Origin of the sequence: Klebsiella sp. 64 (assembly GCF_018223915.1) — a bacterium.
Lineage (GTDB): Bacteria > Pseudomonadota > Gammaproteobacteria > Enterobacterales > Enterobacteriaceae > Klebsiella > Klebsiella pneumoniae.
On record NZ_JAGRQZ010000005.1, the window covers coordinates 218,551 to 235,628 of the forward strand.

The following is a 17,078-nucleotide window of genomic DNA, read 5'->3' on the forward strand; positions in this document are numbered from 1 at the left end:
GATCAGTTCAACCCAAGAAAATACTGGGCGATTTTGAAATAGATAATCAGCCCGGTGCCATCAATCAGCGTGGCGATAAACGGCGCGGAAACTACCGCCGGGTCAATGCCGATCCGCTTAAGCACCATCGGAATGACCGAGGAGACAATCGCGCTCCACAGGGTAATGCACACCAGCGTCAGGCTGACGATGAGCGTGATTTCCATGCCAATCCCCATCATCCAGGCGCGCAGGCAGCCCGCCAGGCCCAGGGTCAGGGCAATCAGAAACGAGGTCGATACCTCTTTGCGGATCACCCGCCCCATATCGCGCAGTCGCACTTCCCCCAGCGCCATCGAGCGCACCAGCGTCGAGGTGATCTGCGTTCCGCTGTTGCCGCCGGTGCCGATGAGCAGCGGAATAAAGAAGGCCAGCGCGATGGCCGATTCCAGGGCTTCTTCGAAATGCTGCAGTACGCTGCTGGTGTAGGCTTCGGCCACGAACAGCAGCAGCAGCCACACCGAGCGTTTTTTCCACAGCGTCCAGGGGCTGATCTCGAGGTACGGTTTTTCCAGCGGCAGCGTTGCCCCCTGCAGCTGAGCATCTTCGGTGACGTCATCCTCCAGCAGATGGGCGATCTCCTTCTCCATCAGGCAGCCGACCAGCTCGCCTTTATCGACGACGGGGACCAGGTCGAGGCCGCGCTCGCTGAGCTCGGCAATCACCTGCTGGCGCTCATCGTCAGGTTTGACGCGAAACAGGCAGCTGTCCATCAGGTGGCGGATAGACTGGTTGATATCCGTTTCCTGGAGTAGCTTTTTGACCGACAGGCTGCCACGCAGCTTCTTGCCGGCGACGACAAACACCTGCCCGGGAATATCATCGCTGGCCAGCTGGGAGATAAAGTGTTCGCGCGCCTCATGAACGCTGAGATGTTCCTGCAGCGTAATAAAATCGGTACGCATGTACTGGACGATCGCATCGCCGTCGAAGCCAGAGGTCGCCTGATGGGCGGCGCAGAGTTGAATGGAAGACATGTTTAAAAATCCCTATAAAAAATCACTCATAGGGGCGAACAAGACAGGGTTAGCGCAGGCAGATCCCTACGTCCTGGTTTTAGCACTGCATAACGTATCTGAACGGTCATGACCGCCAGAAGTTACCTTGGCAACACCTTGATTCGATGGAAGCCTGTATTTCCCTGAGTGGTCTCTCTCGATACCAACAGGGCGGTAACTTGTATTTATGCAGGAGCCTCGCCATAACGAGATCGTTAAATGAGGCGCCATTATTGGCGAAGAGGGATAATTCACAAAGCGTATAGTTTATGTGGTTTATCAACTGTTGATAAACCACCCAAGAATTTTCAAATAATTAATCATCCGCTAAACACTGCAAATGCCCATGGCGCACGCCGCGCTGGGCAATCACGTCGTCGGCAAAATGCTGTACCTCGGCCATATCACCTTTCAGCACCGCAATCTCCAGGCAGTCGTCATGACTGATATGCACATGCAGCGTGGCGACGGAGAGATCGTGATGATGATGCTGGGTGGCCACCAGCCGGCTCGCCAGTTCGCGTTTCTCATGTTCATACACGTACGACAGGACGGCATACCCGCGCCGTGATTCCGGCGACGGAGGATCCTGGTTGAGGGCGTCGCGCAGAATATCGCGTACCGCCTCCGAACGGTTGTGGTAGCCGCGGCGGGCGCTTAGCGCATCGAGGGCGGCCAGCAGGTCATCATCAAGGGTCAGGGTTACGCGCTGCATGGCATGGCCTCGTTAAGCAGAGTGGCAGGAAAAGGGGGGAGCACCGCCTGCTGGAGCGCCTGTCCGGCAGGGGAACGCAGGCGTAGCGGTAGACTAACCGTTGCGGTTTCGACGATGCGCCCGTGCTCCATCACCAGCACTCGCTGGCAAAAGCGCTCCACCAGCCGCAGGTCATGGGTGATGAACAGGCAGGCGGTGTCAAACTGCGCCTGTAGACGCTTCAGCAGGGCGATAATCTCCGCCTGCAGCAGCAGATCGAGATTTGAAACCGCTTCATCAAGGATCAACAGCTGCGGCCGTACCGCCAGGGCGCGTGCCAGGCAGACGCGCTGCAGCTGTCCGCCGCTGACCTGCGCCGGGCGCTTATCGAGCAGCGACGGCGCGAGGTCGACGGCCAGCAGCATCTCTTCCACCCGCCGCGCACGCGCCTCACGCGACAAGCACAACAGATGGCGCAGCGGCTCGCTGACGATCTCGCGCACCGTTTTGCGCGGATTCACCGCGCTGAAGGCATCCTGAAATACCAGCTGAATATCACGGCGGAAGGCGCCGATGGCCTCGCCCTTCAGGGCGGCCAGCGGCGTGCCGCGCCAGGCAATATCGCCGTGCTGCGGCGTTTCCAGACCCACCAGCATCCGCGCCAGGGTGCTTTTCCCACAGCCGCTGCGTCCGAGCAGGGCCACCGTTTCGCCGGGGGCGATGGCGAGATGGATCGCATGCAGGACCCTGCCGTGGTGAGGATAATCGTGACTCACCCCGGTAGCGCTGAGTAAATTCATGGTGTTTTCTCCAGACCGTATAACGCCAGATGAGCGGCCAGCAGGCGCTGGCTGAGCGGGTGCCGCGGGGCGCTAAATAGCGTATTCACATCGCAGTGTTCAACGAGGCGACCGTTCTCCATCACCGTTACGTGATGCGCCAGCCGCGCCACGACGCCCATGTCATGCGTCACCAGCAGCAGTCCCAGACCGCGCCTGGCGACAATATCCGCCAGCAGGTCGAGGATGCGCGCCTGGGCGATGGCATCGAGATCGGTCGTCGGCTCGTCGGCGATGATAAAGGGCGCGCGGCTGAGCAGGGCGAGAGCGACCATCATCCGTTGCAGCATGCCCCCGCTCATTTCAAAAGGGTAGCGCTTCAGTAGCGCCCGCGGATTGTCCAGACCGACCTCCTCCATCGCTGCCAGCAGCACGGCGTCATTCGTTTCACGACCCGCTGCCCGGCAGGTTTCCCGGGCGTGCGCGGCCATGGTCTGCAGCGGGTTAAAGGCGCTACGCGGGTTCTGCATGATGGTGGCGATGGTCGCCCCGCGCAGCTGTTCGCCGTGCACCGGAATGCCGTCGAGAAGCACCCGGCCGGCGGTTTGCCTGACGCCGGGCGGCAGCAGGCCCAGCGCGGCGGCGCAGGTCAGCGATTTTCCGCAACCACTGCTGCCGAGCAGCGCCAGCACCTGGCCGCGGCGCAGGGTGAAGGAGACGTCGCTGACCAGCGGTCGGTCAGCGGCAAGCGAGATCTGTTCCAGTTGGATCTTCTGCGGCATCAGTGGCTATGCTCCGCGATCAGGTGGGGATCGAGACGATCGCGCAGCGCGTCGCCCAGCAGGTTAAAAGCCATCACGCTGATGAACAGCGCCAGCCCCGGCCAGACCATTTGCAGCGGCTGGGTCCAGATATACTGCCGGGCGTCGTTGATCATCACCCCCCATTCCGCCGTCGGCGCGCTGACGCCGAGACCGAGGAACGACATGCCGGCTACGTGAAGCATCATATGGCCGATATCCAGCGAGGCGAGCACCAGCAGCGAGGGGATCACCGCGCCGGCCAGATGGTCGCTGAACAGCCGCCACTGGCTGGCGCCGCTCAGACGGGCGGCGAGGATAAATTCGCGCTGGCGCAGGGAAACCACCAGGTTACGCACCATTCTGGCGTACCAGGCCCAGTGCGACAGCGCAATGGCGAGGATCACATTGGTCAGCCCGGTACCCAGCACTCCCACCATAAAGAACGATAGGATCGAGGTCGGAAAAGTCATAAACAGTTCGGCGATGCGCATCAGGCCGCGGTCGGCGCGGCCGCCCAGCAGTCCGGCGCAGCCGCCGACCGCCAGGCCGATCAGCAGCACCAGCAGCAGACAAGCCATCACCGCCCCCAGCGAAACGCGGGTGGCGGCCAGCAGGCGTGAGAAAATATCCCGGCCGAGATGATCGGTGCCGAGCCAGTGCGCTGCGCCCGGCGGTAGCAGCCGCTGCTGAAGGTCAATCGCCGCTGGATCCCAGGGCAGCCACCAGCCGCTGCCGATGGCGATGACCGCCAGCAGCGCGATAACCAGCATGGCCAGTTTTACCGGCCAGCGAAAGCTTTGTAGCCCTCTCATGCGCTCACCTCCTCGTGGCGGCGCAGGCGCGGGTCGAGCGCCGCGTTAAGCACATCTACCGCCAGATTAGCCAGCACGAACACCGTCACCATCATCAGGGTAAAGCACTGGATCACCGGGTAATCGCGATTGAAAATGGCGGAAACTGCGTAGCGGCCGACCCCGGGCCAGGCAAAGATATTTTCGATAATCATGGTGCCGCCGATCAGCTCGCCAATGTGCATGCCCATGGCGGTCACCACCGGCAGGGTGGCATTGCGCAGGATATGTCGGCGCTCCACCTGGCGCGCGCTCAATCCGCGCAGCCGCGCCCATATCACGTGACGCTGGCTGGCGGCGTCCAGCATGCTGGCGCGCAGCAGGCGGGCGTTGATCGCCAGCGACATAAAGGCGATGGAGACGGCGGGCAAAATCAGGTGCTGCCAGTCGCCATACCCCATCGCCGGGAGCCACTGCAGATGCACGGAAAAGAGCATCACCAGCAGAAAGGCCAGCCAGAAGTTGGGCATTGAGACGCCGAGGAAGGCAATCAGCCGTACGATATAGTCCGGCAGGCGATCGCGATGGCGCGCCGCCCAGATGCCCAACGGCAGGGAGGTGACGAGGATCAGCGCCAGCGCCGCGCCGGTGAGCAGCAGGGTGGCCGGCAGGAAGTGCAGCAGGTCGTCCAGCACCGGGCGCTGGGTGGCATAGGAGAGACCGAAATCCAGGTGCAGCGCCCGCCATAGCCAGTGCAGATACTGCATTGCCAGCGGCTGGTTGAGCCCCAGCAGCTCGCGGGTCGAGGCAACCATCTCTTCAGTGGGCGGCAGGTTCGACAGGCGTAAATAATCCAGCGCCGGGTCGCCGGCGCCGAGCCGCAGCAGCAGAAAGATGATGGCTGAGGCGGCGAGCAGCAGCGGGATCAGCAGCAGCAGGCGGCGTAAAATATAGCGTAGCATTATGGCGTTACCGGGGTAATCTGGTCGAAAGGGATCTCGCTGGTCACCGGGGCGAACGGGATCTCCCCGACTTCCTGGCGCGCGACCGACATCAGCGAGACATAGCTGATGGGCAGATACACCGCGTCCTGATGCAGACGGGTCAGCACATCATGGTACAGTTTTCTCCGCTGCGCCTCGTCCCCGGTGGTCAGCACTTCACTAATCTCTTTATCAATCAGTGCCTTGTCTGGCAGGCCGCGCTGGGCCTGGTAATCCGCATGCGAAGGGACGCGCATCGAGCTTAAAAAGGCATGCGGATCGTAGGGCGCGCCCCAGGTGCGATTGAAGATCATGCCGAAGCGGCCTTCGCGCTGGCGCGCGTAAATGCTGCTTTCCTCCTCGCCCACCAGGGTGACCTGCACGCCGACCTGCCGCAGATTGGCCTGAATAATTTCGGCCATCGATTTAGCCAGCGCGTCGGTGCCAATAAACGCCAGCTCAATCGCCAACGGTTGCCCGGCTTTTTGTCGCCAGGGCTGGCCCTCCAGCTGCTGCCAGCCGGCCTGTTCCAGCAGGGCGCGGGCTTTTGTCGGGTCGTAACGGCGCGGCGTCAGATTCTGCGGGGCGTAAGGGACGGAGGGGGCAAACAGGGTGTCGGCAACCTGCTGGGTGCCATACAACACGCTATCGACAAGGGTCTGTTTATCGACGGCGTAGTTGAGCGCCTCACGAACCGCCTGCTCGCGGGTCGGGCCCTGGCTGGCGTTTAGCGCCAGCATTACCGTCTCCGCCGGGGCGGACAGGCGCGCCACGTAGCCGGGGTGATGGCGAAAGCGTTCGAAGGTGTCCAGCGGCAGCAACCCTTCATCGCCGTAGAGCATATCGATTTCCCCGGTTTCGAACGCCACCGCCCGGCTGGTGGCGTCAGGGATCACCTTGATGGTGATTTGCTGTAGCGCGGGTTTGCGACCCCAGTAGCGCTCATTGCGCACCAGCACATCGCGCTGATTGAGCTGCGAGCTTGCCAGCCGCCACGGGCCGGTGCCGATCGGGGCTTTAATGCCCCTGGCGGTGCCGCCATCGATAAACTGCGAGGGGGCGATGAAGCGGAACGGGCGGGGCAGGGCCAGCTCTTGCAGTAAGGGGGCGTAGGCGCTTTTCAGGGTGATCTGCAGCTCGGTGGCGCTGAGGGCCCGCACGTCGGTTATTTGGTTGGCGAGCTCAAGCCAGGCGTGGCGTTGGCGGTTGGCCAGCACCGCCTGAAAATTGGCCGCCGCGGCCTGGGCATTAAACGGTTCGCCGTTGGAGAAGGCCACATCGTCGCGCAGGGTGAACCACCAGGTTTTGCCGTCGGCGGAGTGACGCCAGCGGGTTGCCAGCCAGGGCTGTACGCTGCCGTCAGCCTGATACTTCACCAGCGGTTCATAGACCATGCTTTGGGCAAACATCTGGTTGGGCGTATAGAGATGGGGATTCAGCGGGCCGACGTTAACCGGCCAGGCGGTGGTGAGCTGGTACGGCGCGGCCTGAGCCAGCAGAGGGACGCAGGCGAGCAGCGCCAGCAGGGTGAGGCGGATAATAGACAAGACGGCAATCTCAACGACAGGAAAGTATGACGATTTTAGTGATTCATCATACTTTGGGAGTAACCTGGATCAATATTGCGCCGGAAAGTATAAGAAAATCGTATCATTACGCCCAGGCGACCAGCGCCGCCTTACCCCTCAGGGCGTCCGGAACAACGCCAGCAGCGTGGCCACCTGTTCGTCGATCGGCGCCAGGTCCCGCTTGACGATCAGATGCAGCGGCGTCGCGCGGCGCGCGCCATGGCTGAGGGGCAGCCGCTTCAGCACGCCCTGGTCGAGATGGGGGCGAATGCGCTCCTCCGGCAGCCAGCCGAAGCCGACCTGATACATCACCGCATCAATGGCGGCATCAATGGTGGAGAAGGTCCAGGCGTCTCGCGGCGCCTGGCTATCGCCGCCCTGATCGGCAATGCGCACCAGCGGCCACGGCGCCAGCGCGCTATCCTCCAGCGGTCCGTCCAGCGCGGCGAGAGGGTGGTCGCGGTGGGCGACGGCGATGAAATCAATATTCATCAGCCACTCCCCGCGGCCGGTAATATCCTGGCGGCGGGTCAACACCATCACATCGGCTTCCGTCCGCGCCGCGCTCTCGTCATCCAGGTTTTCCAGCACTTCGGTGAGCCTGACCTGGGTCTGCGGATAGCGCTGCTGAAACTGGCGTAAAATCGCGAACAGCCGCTGGCGCGGGAAAATACTGTCGACCACCAGATCCAGGCGGGTCCGCGCCCCGTTGCGCAGAGTGGCGGCGTGCGTCTCGACGTAGGCGAAGGCCTGCAGCAGCGGCTTGACCTGATTCAGCAGTAGTTCGCCAGCCGGCGTCAGCACCGCCCGCCGGCCGGACGGCGCCAGCAGCGCCACGCCTAAGCGCTCCTGCAGCAGCGCGAGGTTATAGCTTACCGATGACTGACTGCGATTGGTCTCCTCCGCCGCTCTGGCAAAGCTCCCCAATTCCACTACCTTTTCGAGTAACGCCCACTGCTCCAGGGTTGTCTTGTGCATAATCAATCTAAAATTTTAATGTATTTAATCCAAACATAGCGTTATTCATTCATTTTTTAAAGACGTATGCTGTCCTCAACAAAACAGAGGAGAATAAATGATGAGCACTTTCGACAAACATGACCTCGGCGGCTTTATCGGTAAACATCTGGTCTATACCTACGACAACGGCTGGAACTACGAGATTTACGTCAAAAATGGCCACACCCTCGACTACCGTATTCACAGCGGCATCGTCGGCAATCGCTGGGTGAAAGATCAGGAAGCGTACATTGTGCGGGTGGGGGAAAGTATCTACAAAATCTCCTGGACCGAACCGACCGGCACCGACGTCAGCCTGATCGTCAACCTGGGCGACAAACTGTTCCACGGCACTATTTTCTTCCCGCGCTGGATCATGAATAACCCGGAAAAAACTATCTGCTTCCAGAACGACCATATTCCGCTGATGAATTCGTATCGCGATGCCGGCCCGGCCTACCCGACGGAAGTGATTGACGAGTTCGCCACTATCACCTTCATTCGCGACTGTGGCGCGGATAATGACGAGGTCATTAATTGCCCGGCGAGCGAATTGCCTGCGGATTTTCCTGCAAATTTGTAATTCAGCAGAAATAACTTTGTGATCTGCGCTAACTTTTTGTCATTAAGCGTGACAATGACAGAATAATAAATTGTGAACTGGTTTAGTTCTCGTTTAATTTCAACTATTGCGTTCCTGTTCTCTTTTTCGTGACAGGAACGCATCTCCGTCAAATTTCTGCCATAAAAAACTCCTATCATACTGTTTATTAATAATTTATTTCTTATTCCGAAGAAATATTAATTTCTTAATATTATCCTAAGCAAGGTCGACTACATTAATAGTGGTCGAGATACCCTGAAATGGAATGCCGTGCTGAACTCACTTCATTTTAATTTCGTTTAAGTCCGCAGGCGCAGGATATTTTATTCTAACGACCCAGATTCGTGCGTGGGTCATCTACAGAACAGGATGATGATGAGCGATTTTTTGCCTTTTTCACGCCCGTCGATGGGCGACGCAGAGCTGGCTGCGCTGCGTGAAGTTTTAGCGTCGGGCTGGATCACCACCGGGCCGAAGAATCAGGCACTTGAAGCGGCATTCTGCCAGCTGACCGGCAACCGTCATGCGATTGCCGTCAGTTCAGCGACCGGCGGGATGCATGTGACCCTGATGGCGCTGGGTATTGGCCCCGGCGATGAAGTCATTACGCCGTCCCAGACCTGGGTCTCCACTCTCAATATGATCTGCCTGCTGGGCGCCACGCCGGTGATGATCGATGTCGATAACGACAATCTGATGATTACCCCTGCAGCGGTGGAAGCGGCGATCACCTCGCGTACCAAAGCGATAATTCCCGTGCACTACGCGGGCGCGCCAGCCGATATCGACGCCATTCGCGCGGTGGGCGAGCGCCATGGCATTTCGGTGATCGAAGACGCCGCCCATGCGGCCGGTACCCATTATAAAGGCCGCCACGTGGGCTGGCAGGGGACCGCCATTTTCTCGTTCCACGCGATCAAAAACATGACCTGCGCCGAAGGCGGGCTGATTGTCACCGACGACGACGAGCTGGCCTCCCGCATCCGTAGCCTGAAATTCCATGGTCTGGGCGTGGACGCTTATGATCGCCAGACCCACGGCCGCGCGCCGCAGGCGGAGGTGATCACCCCGGGCTTCAAGTACAACCTTGCCGATATCAACGCCGCTCTGGCGCTGGTCCAGCTGGAAAAACTGAGCCACGCCAATCAGCGCCGGACCGAGATTGCCCAGCGCTACCTGCGCGAGCTGGCGGACACGTCGTTTAAACCGCTGAGCGTCCCGGCATGGGAGCACCAGCACGCCTGGCATCTGTTTATCATCCGCGTCGATGAGGCCGCGTGCGGCATCAGCCGCGACGCGCTGATGGAAAAGCTGAAGGCGATGGGCATCGGCACCGGCCTGCACTTCCGTGCGGCCCATACGCAAAAATATTACCGCGAGCGCTTCCCTGAGGTTTCCCTGCCGAATACCGAATGGAACAGCGCCCGCATCTGCTCTCTCCCGTTGTTCCCGGATATGACCGATGACGATGTCACTCGCGTTATCTCCGCACTGCGCCAGTTGTCAGGACGTTGATATGCTTACTTACCCTCCCGTGAAGAAGGTCTCGGTGGTTATCCCGGTTTATAACGAACAGGATAGCCTGCCGGAACTGCTTCGTCGTACGGATGCCGCCTGCGCCACCCTGGGGCGGCAATATGAAATTCTGTTGATCGACGATGGCAGCAGCGACGATTCCGCGCGCATGCTCACCGAAGCCGCCGAGGCGGAAGGCAGCCACGTCGTCGCCGTGCTGTTAAACCGTAACTACGGCCAGCACTCGGCGATCATGGCCGGCTTCAGCCATGTAACCGGCGATCTGATTATTACCCTCGACGCCGACCTGCAAAACCCGCCGGAGGAGATCCCGCGGCTGGTGGCGAAGGCTGATGAAGGTTACGACGTGGTGGGCACCGTCCGCCAGAACCGTCAGGACAGCATCTTCCGTAAAACCGCGTCGAAGATGATCAACCGCCTGATCCAGCGCACCACCGGCAAAGCGATGGGCGACTACGGCTGCATGCTGCGCGCTTACCGCCGCCATATCATCGACGCCATGCTCAACTGCCATGAGCGCAGCACCTTTATCCCGATCCTGGCGAATACCTTCGCCCGGCGCGCGGTGGAGATCCCGGTGATGCACGCCGAGCGCGAATTCGGCGACTCCAAATACAGCTTCATGCGCCTGATCAACCTGATGTACGACCTGGTGACCTGTCTGACCACCACGCCGCTGCGTCTGCTCAGCATTTTCGGCAGCGTGATTGCCCTGCTGGGCTTCGCCTTCGGCCTGCTGCTGGTGGTGCTGCGTCTGGCCTTTGGCCCGCAGTGGGCGGCGGAAGGGGTGTTTATGCTCTTCGCCGTGCTGTTCATGTTCATCGGCGCCCAGTTTGTCGGTATGGGCCTGCTCGGGGAGTATATCGGCCGCATCTATAACGACGTGCGCGCCCGCCCCCGCTACTTTATTCAACGTGTTGTTCGCCAGCCGGAAACGGCATCTAAAGAGGAAGATCGTTCATGAAAGCCGTAGTCTTCGCTTATCACGATATGGGCTGCACCGGTATCCAGGCTCTGCTGGACGCCGGGTATGATATCGCTGCTATTTTCACCCACCCGGATAACCCTGGCGAAAACCATTTCTTTGGCTCCGTGGCGCGCCTTGCCGCCGAGCAGGGCATTCCGGTGTGGGCGCCGGAAGACGTGAACCATCCGCTGTGGATTGAGCGTATCCGCGAGATGAAGCCGGACGTGCTGTTCTCCTTCTACTATCGCAACCTGCTGGGCGATGAGATCCTCAATCTGGCGCCGAAAGGGGCGTTCAACCTGCACGGTTCGCTGCTGCCAAAATATCGCGGCCGCGCGCCGCTGAACTGGGTGCTGGTCAATGGCGAAAGCGAAACCGGCGTCACCCTGCACCGGATGGTGAACCGCGCAGACGCTGGCGATATCGTCGCCCAGCAGGCCGTGGCGATTGGCGCGGATGACGCCGCCCTGACGCTGCATCGTAAGCTGTGCGCCGCCGCCACTGAGCTGCTGAGCCGGGCGCTGCCGGCGATCCTCGCCGGCACCACCGATGAGCGTCCGCAGGATCACAGCCAGGCAACCTATGTGGGGCGTCGTACCCCGGAAGATGGCCGGCTGGACTGGGAGCTGCCGGCGCAGACCCTGCACAATCTGGTGCGTGCGGTCTCGGATCCGTGGCCGGGCGCCTTCGGCTACGCCGGAGCGAACAAGTTTATCGTCTGGAAATCCCGCGTTCGCCACGATTTGCCAGCAGCTAAACCGGGCACCGTGCTCTCCATTGCGCCGCTGATCGTCGCGTGCCAGGACGGGGCGCTGGAGATTGTCACCGGCCAGACCGAACGCGGCGTGTACATGCAGGGCGCTCAGCTGGCGCAGGCGCTGGGCCTGGTGTCCGGGGCGGTGATCAGCAGCAAACCGGTGGTGGCGATTAAGCGTCGCACCCGGGTGCTGATCCTCGGCGTCAACGGCTTTATCGGTAACCACCTGACCGAGCGCCTGCTGCAGGACGACAACTATGAGATTTACGGTCTGGATATCGGCTCCGACGCCATCAGCCGTTTTCTCGACTGTCCGCGTTTCCACTTTGTGGAAGGCGATATCAGCATTCACTCCGAGTGGATCGAGTATCACATTAAGAAATGCGACGTGGTGCTGCCGCTGGTGGCCATCGCCACGCCTATCGAATACACCCGCAACCCGCTGCGCGTGTTCGAGCTGGATTTCGAAGAGAACCTGAAAATCATCCGCGACTGCGTGAAATACAATAAGCGCATTATCTTCCCGTCGACCTCGGAAGTGTACGGCATGTGCACCGACAAAAATTTCGACGAAGATAGCTCCAACCTGGTGGTGGGGCCGATCAACAAACAGCGCTGGATCTACTCGGTCTCCAAGCAGCTGCTGGATCGCGTGATCTGGGCCTATGGCGATAAGAATGGCCTCAAGTTCACCCTGTTCCGTCCGTTCAACTGGATGGGGCCGCGTCTGGATAACCTCAACGCCGCGCGTATCGGTAGCTCCCGCGCCATCACTCAGCTGATCCTCAACCTGGTGGAAGGGTCGCCGATCAAGCTTATCGAAGGCGGCAAGCAGAAGCGCTGCTTCACCGACATCAGCGACGGTATCGAAGCGCTGTTCCGCATCATCGAGAACAAAGACGGCCGCTGCGACGGGCAGATCATTAACATCGGCAACCCGGATAACGAAGCGAGTATCAAAGAGCTGGCCGAAATGCTGCTCGCCTGCTTCGAACGTCATCCGCTGCGCGATCGCTTCCCGCCGTTCGCCGGCTTCCGTGAAGTGGAAAGCAGCGATTACTACGGAAAGGGCTACCAGGACGTTGAGCATCGTAAGCCGAGCATCCGCAACGCCAAACGCTGCCTGAACTGGGAGCCGAAGGTGGAGATGGAAGAAACGGTCGAACACACGCTGGACTTCTTCCTGCGCACGGTTGAACTGGTGGACGATAAAAATCCATGAAACAGGTCGGCTTACGCATAGATGTCGATACCTTTCGCGGCACGCGGGACGGCGTTCCGCGGCTGCTGGAGCTGCTGGGCCGGCATGGGATCCAGGCAAGCTTCTTCTTCAGCGTCGGGCCGGACAATATGGGGCGCCACCTGTGGCGCCTGGTAAAACCGAAGTTTCTGTGGAAGATGCTGCGTTCCAGAGCCGCCTCGCTGTACGGCTGGGATATTCTGCTGGCCGGCACCGCCTGGCCGGGGCGCCGCATCGGCGCAGGGAACGAAGCGGTGATCCGCGCCGCCGCCGAATCTCATGAAGTCGGCCTGCACGCCTGGGACCACTACAGCTGGCAGGCGTGGAGCGGCGTCTGGCCGCAGGAACGGCTGGCGCTGGAGGTTGAGCGCGGCCTGCTGGAGCTCGAGCGCATCATCGGCCGGCCGGTGACCTGCTCGGCCGTCGCCGGCTGGCGCGCCGATCAGCGGGTGGTTAAAGCCAAAGAATCCTTCGATTTTCTCTACAACAGCGACTGTCGCGGCACGCGGCCGTTTCTGCCCCAGCTCGGCAGCGGCGTCTCTGGTACCGTGCAGATCCCGGTCACGTTGCCGACCTGGGACGAGGCGGTGGGCACGGCGGTGGATATCGCCGGCTTTAACCGCTACCTGCTGGACTGCATCCATCGCGATGCGGGCGTGCCGGTCTATACCATTCACGCTGAAGTGGAAGGCATTGCCTACGCCGATCAGTTCAATGAACTACTGACCATGGCGGCGGAAGAAGAAATTCAGTTTTGCCCACTGAGCCAGCTGCTGCCCGCTGACTTTAGCGAGCTGCCCTCAGGCAAAGTGGTTCGTGGTGAACTGGCTGGCCGGGAAGGCTGGCTCGGACGTGAACAATTACTGACTTCGGGTGTTTGATGAAAAGCATTCGCTATGGCGTCTCTCTGATTGCGCTGTTTGCGCTGTATTATCTGCTGCCGCTCAATTTCCGTTTGCTCTGGCAACCCGACGAAACCCGCTACGCGGAGATCAGCCGTGAAATGCTGGCCACCGGCGACTGGGTGGTACCGCATTTTCTCGGCCTGCGCTACTTCGAAAAACCGATTGCCGGTTACTGGATCAACAGTATTGGTCAGTGGCTGTTTGGCCATAATAACTTCGGCGTACGCTTCGGGTCGGTCTTCGCTATCACCATGACCGCCCTGCTGGTGGCCTGGCTGGCGTGGCGGATCTTTCGTGATAAGCGGGTAGCTATCCTGTCGCCGATTATCTTCCTCACCGCGATGCTGGTGTATGCGATTGGCACCTATGCGGTGCTGGACCCGATGATCACCCTGTGGCTGGCGCTGGCGATGTGCAGCTTCTGGGGCGCGGCGCAGGCGCACAGCCGCAGCGGCAAAATACTGAGCTACGTGCTGCTGGGCGTCGCCTGCGGGATGGGGGTGATGACCAAAGGCTTCCTGGCGCTGGCGGTGCCGGTGGTGGGCGTTCTGCCGTGGGTGATCGCCCGTAAACGCTGGCGTGAAGTGCTGACCTACGGCTGGCTGGCGGTAATCGTCTGTACGCTGGTGGTGCTGCCCTGGGGGCTGGCTATCGCTCAGCGCGAGCCGGACTTCTGGCGCTACTTCTTCTGGGTCGAGCATATTCAGCGTTTTGCTGAAAAAGACGCCCAGCACAAAGCGCCGTTCTGGTACTACATCCCGTTCCTGATCGCCGGCAGTCTGCCGTGGCTGGCCCTGCTGCCGGGGGCGCTAAAGCGCGGCTGGCTTGAGCGCGATGAGGCCCGCGGCGCGCTGTATCTGTTAGGTTGGGTGGCGATGCCGTTCCTGTTCTTCAGTATCGCCAAAGGCAAACTGCCGACCTATATTCTGCCGTGCTTTGCGCCGCTGTCGATCCTGATGGCCCGCTACGCGCTGGAGGCCGCAAAGACCGGCGCGAAAGCGTTGCGCATCAACGGTATGATCAACCTGGGCGTTGGTTTGCTGGGGCTTATCGCCGTGCTGGTGGTCTCGCCGTGGGGCTTCATGCATAAGCCGGTGTGGACCAAGATTGAGCTGTATAAATGTCTGCTGGCGGCGATCGCTTTTGCCGTCTGGGCGCTGATGGGCTGGCTGGCGATGAAAGACTCTGGCCGCCGCTGGAGCCTCGCCGCGCTCTGTCCGCTCGGCCTGGCGCTGCTGGTGGGCTTCGCCATCCCGGACCGGGTTATCGACAGCAAACAGCCGCAGTTCCTTGTGGAGATCGTCAGCGAATCCCTGCAGCCCAGCCGTTACGTCCTGACCAACAACGTTGGGATCGCCGGCGGCCTGGCCTGGGAGCTGAAGCGAAGCGATATTATTATGTTCGACAAACAGGGTGAGCTGAAGTACGGTCTCGACTGGCCGGATGCTCAGGGAAGCTTTGTCAGCCAGGCCGGTTTTGCCGACTGGCTGGCCGCGCATCGTCAGCAGGGGCCGGTCTCGCTGGTGCTGTTGATGGATAAAGGAGAGAGTATGCTCGACTTACCGTTACCGAAACCGGATAACGCCTACGAGCTGGGCCGGGTCGTTTTCCTTCAGTACCTGCCGCAATGAGCGTCTGGATCTGTCTGGTGTGCGCCAGCCTGCTGAGCTGCGCCGGACAGCTCTGCCAGAAACAGGCGACCCGCCCGTCCCGTCGCGGACGGCGGAGTCGTCATATACTCTTCTGGTTGGGGATGGCGCTGTTATGTCTGGGCTGCGGCATGCTGCTGTGGCTGAGCGTCCTGCAGTCTATTCCGGTCAGCATCGCCTATCCGATGCTGAGTCTGAATTTCGTCTGGGTTACCCTCGCGGGCTGGGGCATCTGGCATGAGCCGGTCGCCCGTCGCCACTGGCTTGGCGTCGGGTTGATCGTCGTGGGCATTGTCATTCTGGGGACCAGCGTCTGATGGGCTTTTTCTGGGCATTACTCAGCGTCGGCCTCGTCAGCGCCGCGCAGTTGCTGCTGCGCAGCGCCATGGTGGCCTTGCCGCCGCTGACCGATATTGTGGCATTTCTCCAGCATCTGCTGCATTTCCAGCCCGGGACTTTCGGCCTGTTTTTCGGCCTGCTGGGCTACCTGCTGTCGATGGTCTGCTGGTACTTTGCCCTCCATCGCCTGCCGCTGTCGAAAGCGTATGCGCTACTGAGCCTGAGCTATATCCTCGTGTGGGCCGCCGCCATCTGGCTGCCCGGCTGGCATGAGCCGTTCTACTGGCAATCGCTGCTGGGCGTGGCGATCATCGTCGCCGGCGTATTGACCATCTTCTGGCCGGTGAAACGCCGCTAGCCGGGGAGCCGGCTTTTGGGACGGCCCGGGCCGAGCAGGATCGCCAGCTTGCTGCCTCCGACGGTGGTTTCCATCCAGATTTTACAGACGCTGGTTAACGGCACCGAGAGCAGCATTCCCACCGGCCCCAGCAGCCAGCCCCAGACCAACAACGACAGGAACACCACCAGGGTCGACATCCCCAGCCGGTGGCCCATCATGCGCGGCTCCACCATGTTGCCCAGCACCATATGCACCACCAGAAACAGCGCCCCTACCAACAGGCACTCATAGATGCCGCTGAACAGCAGCGCCTGCAGCATGGGGGGGATAGCGGAGATGGCGGAGCCAATGTTCGGCACATAGTTCAGCAAAAACGCCAGCACCCCCCACATCAGGGCGAACTGTACCCCCATCGCCAGCAGCCCCAGCCAGACAATCAGCCCGGTCCACAGGCTAATCAGCGTCTTCAGCGCCAGATAATGGGTGACGCCTTTCAGCGCCCGGTGCAATCCGGCGATATGCAGGCGCGGGTTATTGAGGGCAAAACGCAGTTTGTAGGGCAGGTGGCGAACCTCAAACAGCATAAAGATCACCGTCATCACCAGCAGCACGATGCTGGCCATCGCCCCGGAAAGCTGGGTCATCAGCGTCGTGGCCCAGGTCATCAGCCGTTCTGAATCCATGCGCCGCAGCATCCGCTCCGGATTGATATGCAGATTAAGGAAGGGGAGATACTCCTGGAGCTGGAGGATCTTGCGCGTCAGGGCGCGGTTGAAATCGGGCAGCATGGCGACAAAGTCATTGAGCGACGCCGCCAGCACGCCGAGCAGCGCGGTGAGCATCACCAGCATCGCCGTCACCACCAGGGTAATGGCGAACGGACGCCGCACCCCGCGGCGAATGAACCAGGTGACCAGCGGGTTGAGAACAATAGCGAAAAACAGCGCCAGCAGCAGCTGCACCAGGATATCGGCGGCGGCGTGGATCCCGGCGAGGATAATCACCAGCGCCGCCAGCTTAAGTAAAATATGAAGCCCGGCTTTATCAGCCTGCGGAGGGGACATAGGTATTCCTTTTATGAGTCGCG

At 60.7% G+C, this 17,078-nt stretch carries 17 protein-coding genes and 1 riboswitch; of the genes, 8 read left to right on the plus strand and 9 right to left on the minus strand.

Annotation, left to right across the window (positions count from 1 at the left end; all coding sequences use genetic code 11):
• Positions 1-2: 2 nt before the first annotated feature.
• The 8 genes from KHQ23_RS06600 to KHQ23_RS06635 all read right to left on the minus strand — a co-directional run bounded on the left by KHQ23_RS06600 (position 3) and on the right by KHQ23_RS06635 (position 7,633).
• Positions 3-1,016, minus strand: coding sequence for a magnesium transporter (locus KHQ23_RS06600; protein WP_002921192.1), 1,014 nt, complete (start codon positions 1,014-1,016; stop codon positions 3-5).
• A 57-nt stretch (positions 1,017-1,073) separates the two neighbouring features.
• Positions 1,074-1,255: riboswitch (M-box (ykoK) riboswitch) on the minus strand.
• Between the two features lie 98 nt (positions 1,256-1,353).
• Positions 1,354-1,752 carry a nickel-responsive transcriptional regulator NikR gene (gene nikR / locus KHQ23_RS06605; RefSeq protein ID WP_002921188.1) on the minus strand — a complete coding sequence of 133 codons (399 nt, stop codon included), beginning with the start codon at positions 1,750-1,752 and terminating at the stop codon, positions 1,354-1,356.
• Complete coding sequence (gene nikE / locus KHQ23_RS06610; protein WP_004173958.1) at positions 1,740-2,531, minus strand: nickel import ATP-binding protein NikE; 792 nt, start codon at positions 2,529-2,531, stop codon at positions 1,740-1,742. Before nikE ends, nikR begins: the two co-directional genes overlap by 13 nt.
• Positions 2,528-3,292: a nickel import ATP-binding protein NikD gene (locus KHQ23_RS06615; protein WP_004173959.1), complete on the minus strand. Its 765-nt coding sequence runs from the start codon at positions 3,290-3,292 to the stop codon at positions 2,528-2,530. Before KHQ23_RS06615 ends, nikE begins: the two co-directional genes overlap by 4 nt.
• Positions 3,292-4,125 carry a nickel ABC transporter permease subunit NikC gene (gene nikC / locus KHQ23_RS06620; protein WP_004151422.1) on the minus strand — a complete coding sequence of 278 codons (834 nt, stop codon included), beginning with the start codon at positions 4,123-4,125 and terminating at the stop codon, positions 3,292-3,294. Before nikC ends, KHQ23_RS06615 begins: the two co-directional genes overlap by 1 nt.
• Positions 4,122-5,066, minus strand: a complete 945-nt coding sequence (nikB, locus tag KHQ23_RS06625) for a nickel ABC transporter permease subunit NikB (RefSeq protein WP_002921105.1) — start codon at positions 5,064-5,066, stop codon at positions 4,122-4,124. Before nikB ends, nikC begins: the two co-directional genes overlap by 4 nt.
• On the minus strand, positions 5,066-6,634 hold the full coding sequence (gene nikA, locus KHQ23_RS06630; RefSeq protein WP_004173960.1) for a nickel ABC transporter substrate-binding protein: 1,569 nt from the start codon (positions 6,632-6,634) through the stop codon (positions 5,066-5,068). Before nikA ends, nikB begins: the two co-directional genes overlap by 1 nt.
• Before the next feature lie 138 nt (positions 6,635-6,772).
• A complete protein-coding gene (locus KHQ23_RS06635) occupies positions 6,773-7,633 on the minus strand; it encodes a LysR family transcriptional regulator (RefSeq protein ID WP_004151421.1) in 861 nt (286 codons plus the stop codon).
• A 97-nt stretch (positions 7,634-7,730) separates the two neighbouring features.
• Here KHQ23_RS06635 and KHQ23_RS06640 point away from each other — a divergent pair, with 97 nt between their 5' ends.
• From KHQ23_RS06640 to arnF, 8 genes are all read left to right on the plus strand, one after another.
• On the plus strand, positions 7,731-8,237 hold the full coding sequence (locus tag KHQ23_RS06640) for a phenolic acid decarboxylase (protein WP_004173961.1): 507 nt from the start codon (positions 7,731-7,733) through the stop codon (positions 8,235-8,237).
• A gap of 396 nt (positions 8,238-8,633) precedes the next feature.
• On the plus strand, positions 8,634-9,773 hold the full coding sequence (gene arnB, locus KHQ23_RS06645; RefSeq protein ID WP_004173962.1) for a UDP-4-amino-4-deoxy-L-arabinose aminotransferase: 1,140 nt from the start codon (positions 8,634-8,636) through the stop codon (positions 9,771-9,773).
• 1 nt (position 9,774) lies between these two features.
• On the plus strand, positions 9,775-10,758 hold the full coding sequence (arnC, locus tag KHQ23_RS06650; protein ID WP_002921035.1) for an undecaprenyl-phosphate 4-deoxy-4-formamido-L-arabinose transferase: 984 nt from the start codon (positions 9,775-9,777) through the stop codon (positions 10,756-10,758).
• Positions 10,755-12,740: a bifunctional UDP-4-amino-4-deoxy-L-arabinose formyltransferase/UDP-glucuronic acid oxidase ArnA gene (gene arnA, locus KHQ23_RS06655; RefSeq protein WP_004173963.1), complete on the plus strand. Its 1,986-nt coding sequence runs from the start codon at positions 10,755-10,757 to the stop codon at positions 12,738-12,740. The genes arnC and arnA overlap by 4 nt, the downstream gene beginning before the upstream one ends.
• Entirely contained in the window at positions 12,737-13,639 is a 903-nt protein-coding gene (arnD, locus tag KHQ23_RS06660) for a 4-deoxy-4-formamido-L-arabinose-phosphoundecaprenol deformylase (protein ID WP_004173977.1), read from the plus strand. The genes arnA and arnD overlap by 4 nt, the downstream gene beginning before the upstream one ends.
• Positions 13,639-15,294: a lipid IV(A) 4-amino-4-deoxy-L-arabinosyltransferase gene (gene arnT / locus KHQ23_RS06665; protein ID WP_004173979.1), complete on the plus strand. Its 1,656-nt coding sequence runs from the start codon at positions 13,639-13,641 to the stop codon at positions 15,292-15,294. Before arnD ends, arnT begins: the two co-directional genes overlap by 1 nt.
• A complete protein-coding gene (arnE, locus tag KHQ23_RS06670) occupies positions 15,291-15,629 on the plus strand; it encodes a 4-amino-4-deoxy-L-arabinose-phosphoundecaprenol flippase subunit ArnE (RefSeq protein ID WP_002920864.1) in 339 nt (112 codons plus the stop codon). The genes arnT and arnE overlap by 4 nt, the downstream gene beginning before the upstream one ends.
• Positions 15,629-16,009 carry a 4-amino-4-deoxy-L-arabinose-phosphoundecaprenol flippase subunit ArnF gene (gene arnF / locus KHQ23_RS06675; protein ID WP_002920863.1) on the plus strand — a complete coding sequence of 127 codons (381 nt, stop codon included), beginning with the start codon at positions 15,629-15,631 and terminating at the stop codon, positions 16,007-16,009. Before arnE ends, arnF begins: the two co-directional genes overlap by 1 nt.
• Here arnF and KHQ23_RS06680 read toward each other — a convergent pair.
• Positions 16,006-17,055 (minus strand): AI-2E family transporter, encoded by a 1,050-nt coding sequence (locus KHQ23_RS06680; protein WP_004145147.1) that lies wholly within the window; start codon positions 17,053-17,055, stop codon positions 16,006-16,008. The two genes, arnF and KHQ23_RS06680, sit on opposite strands and share 4 nt — an antisense overlap.
• Positions 17,056-17,078 lie beyond the last annotated feature (23 nt).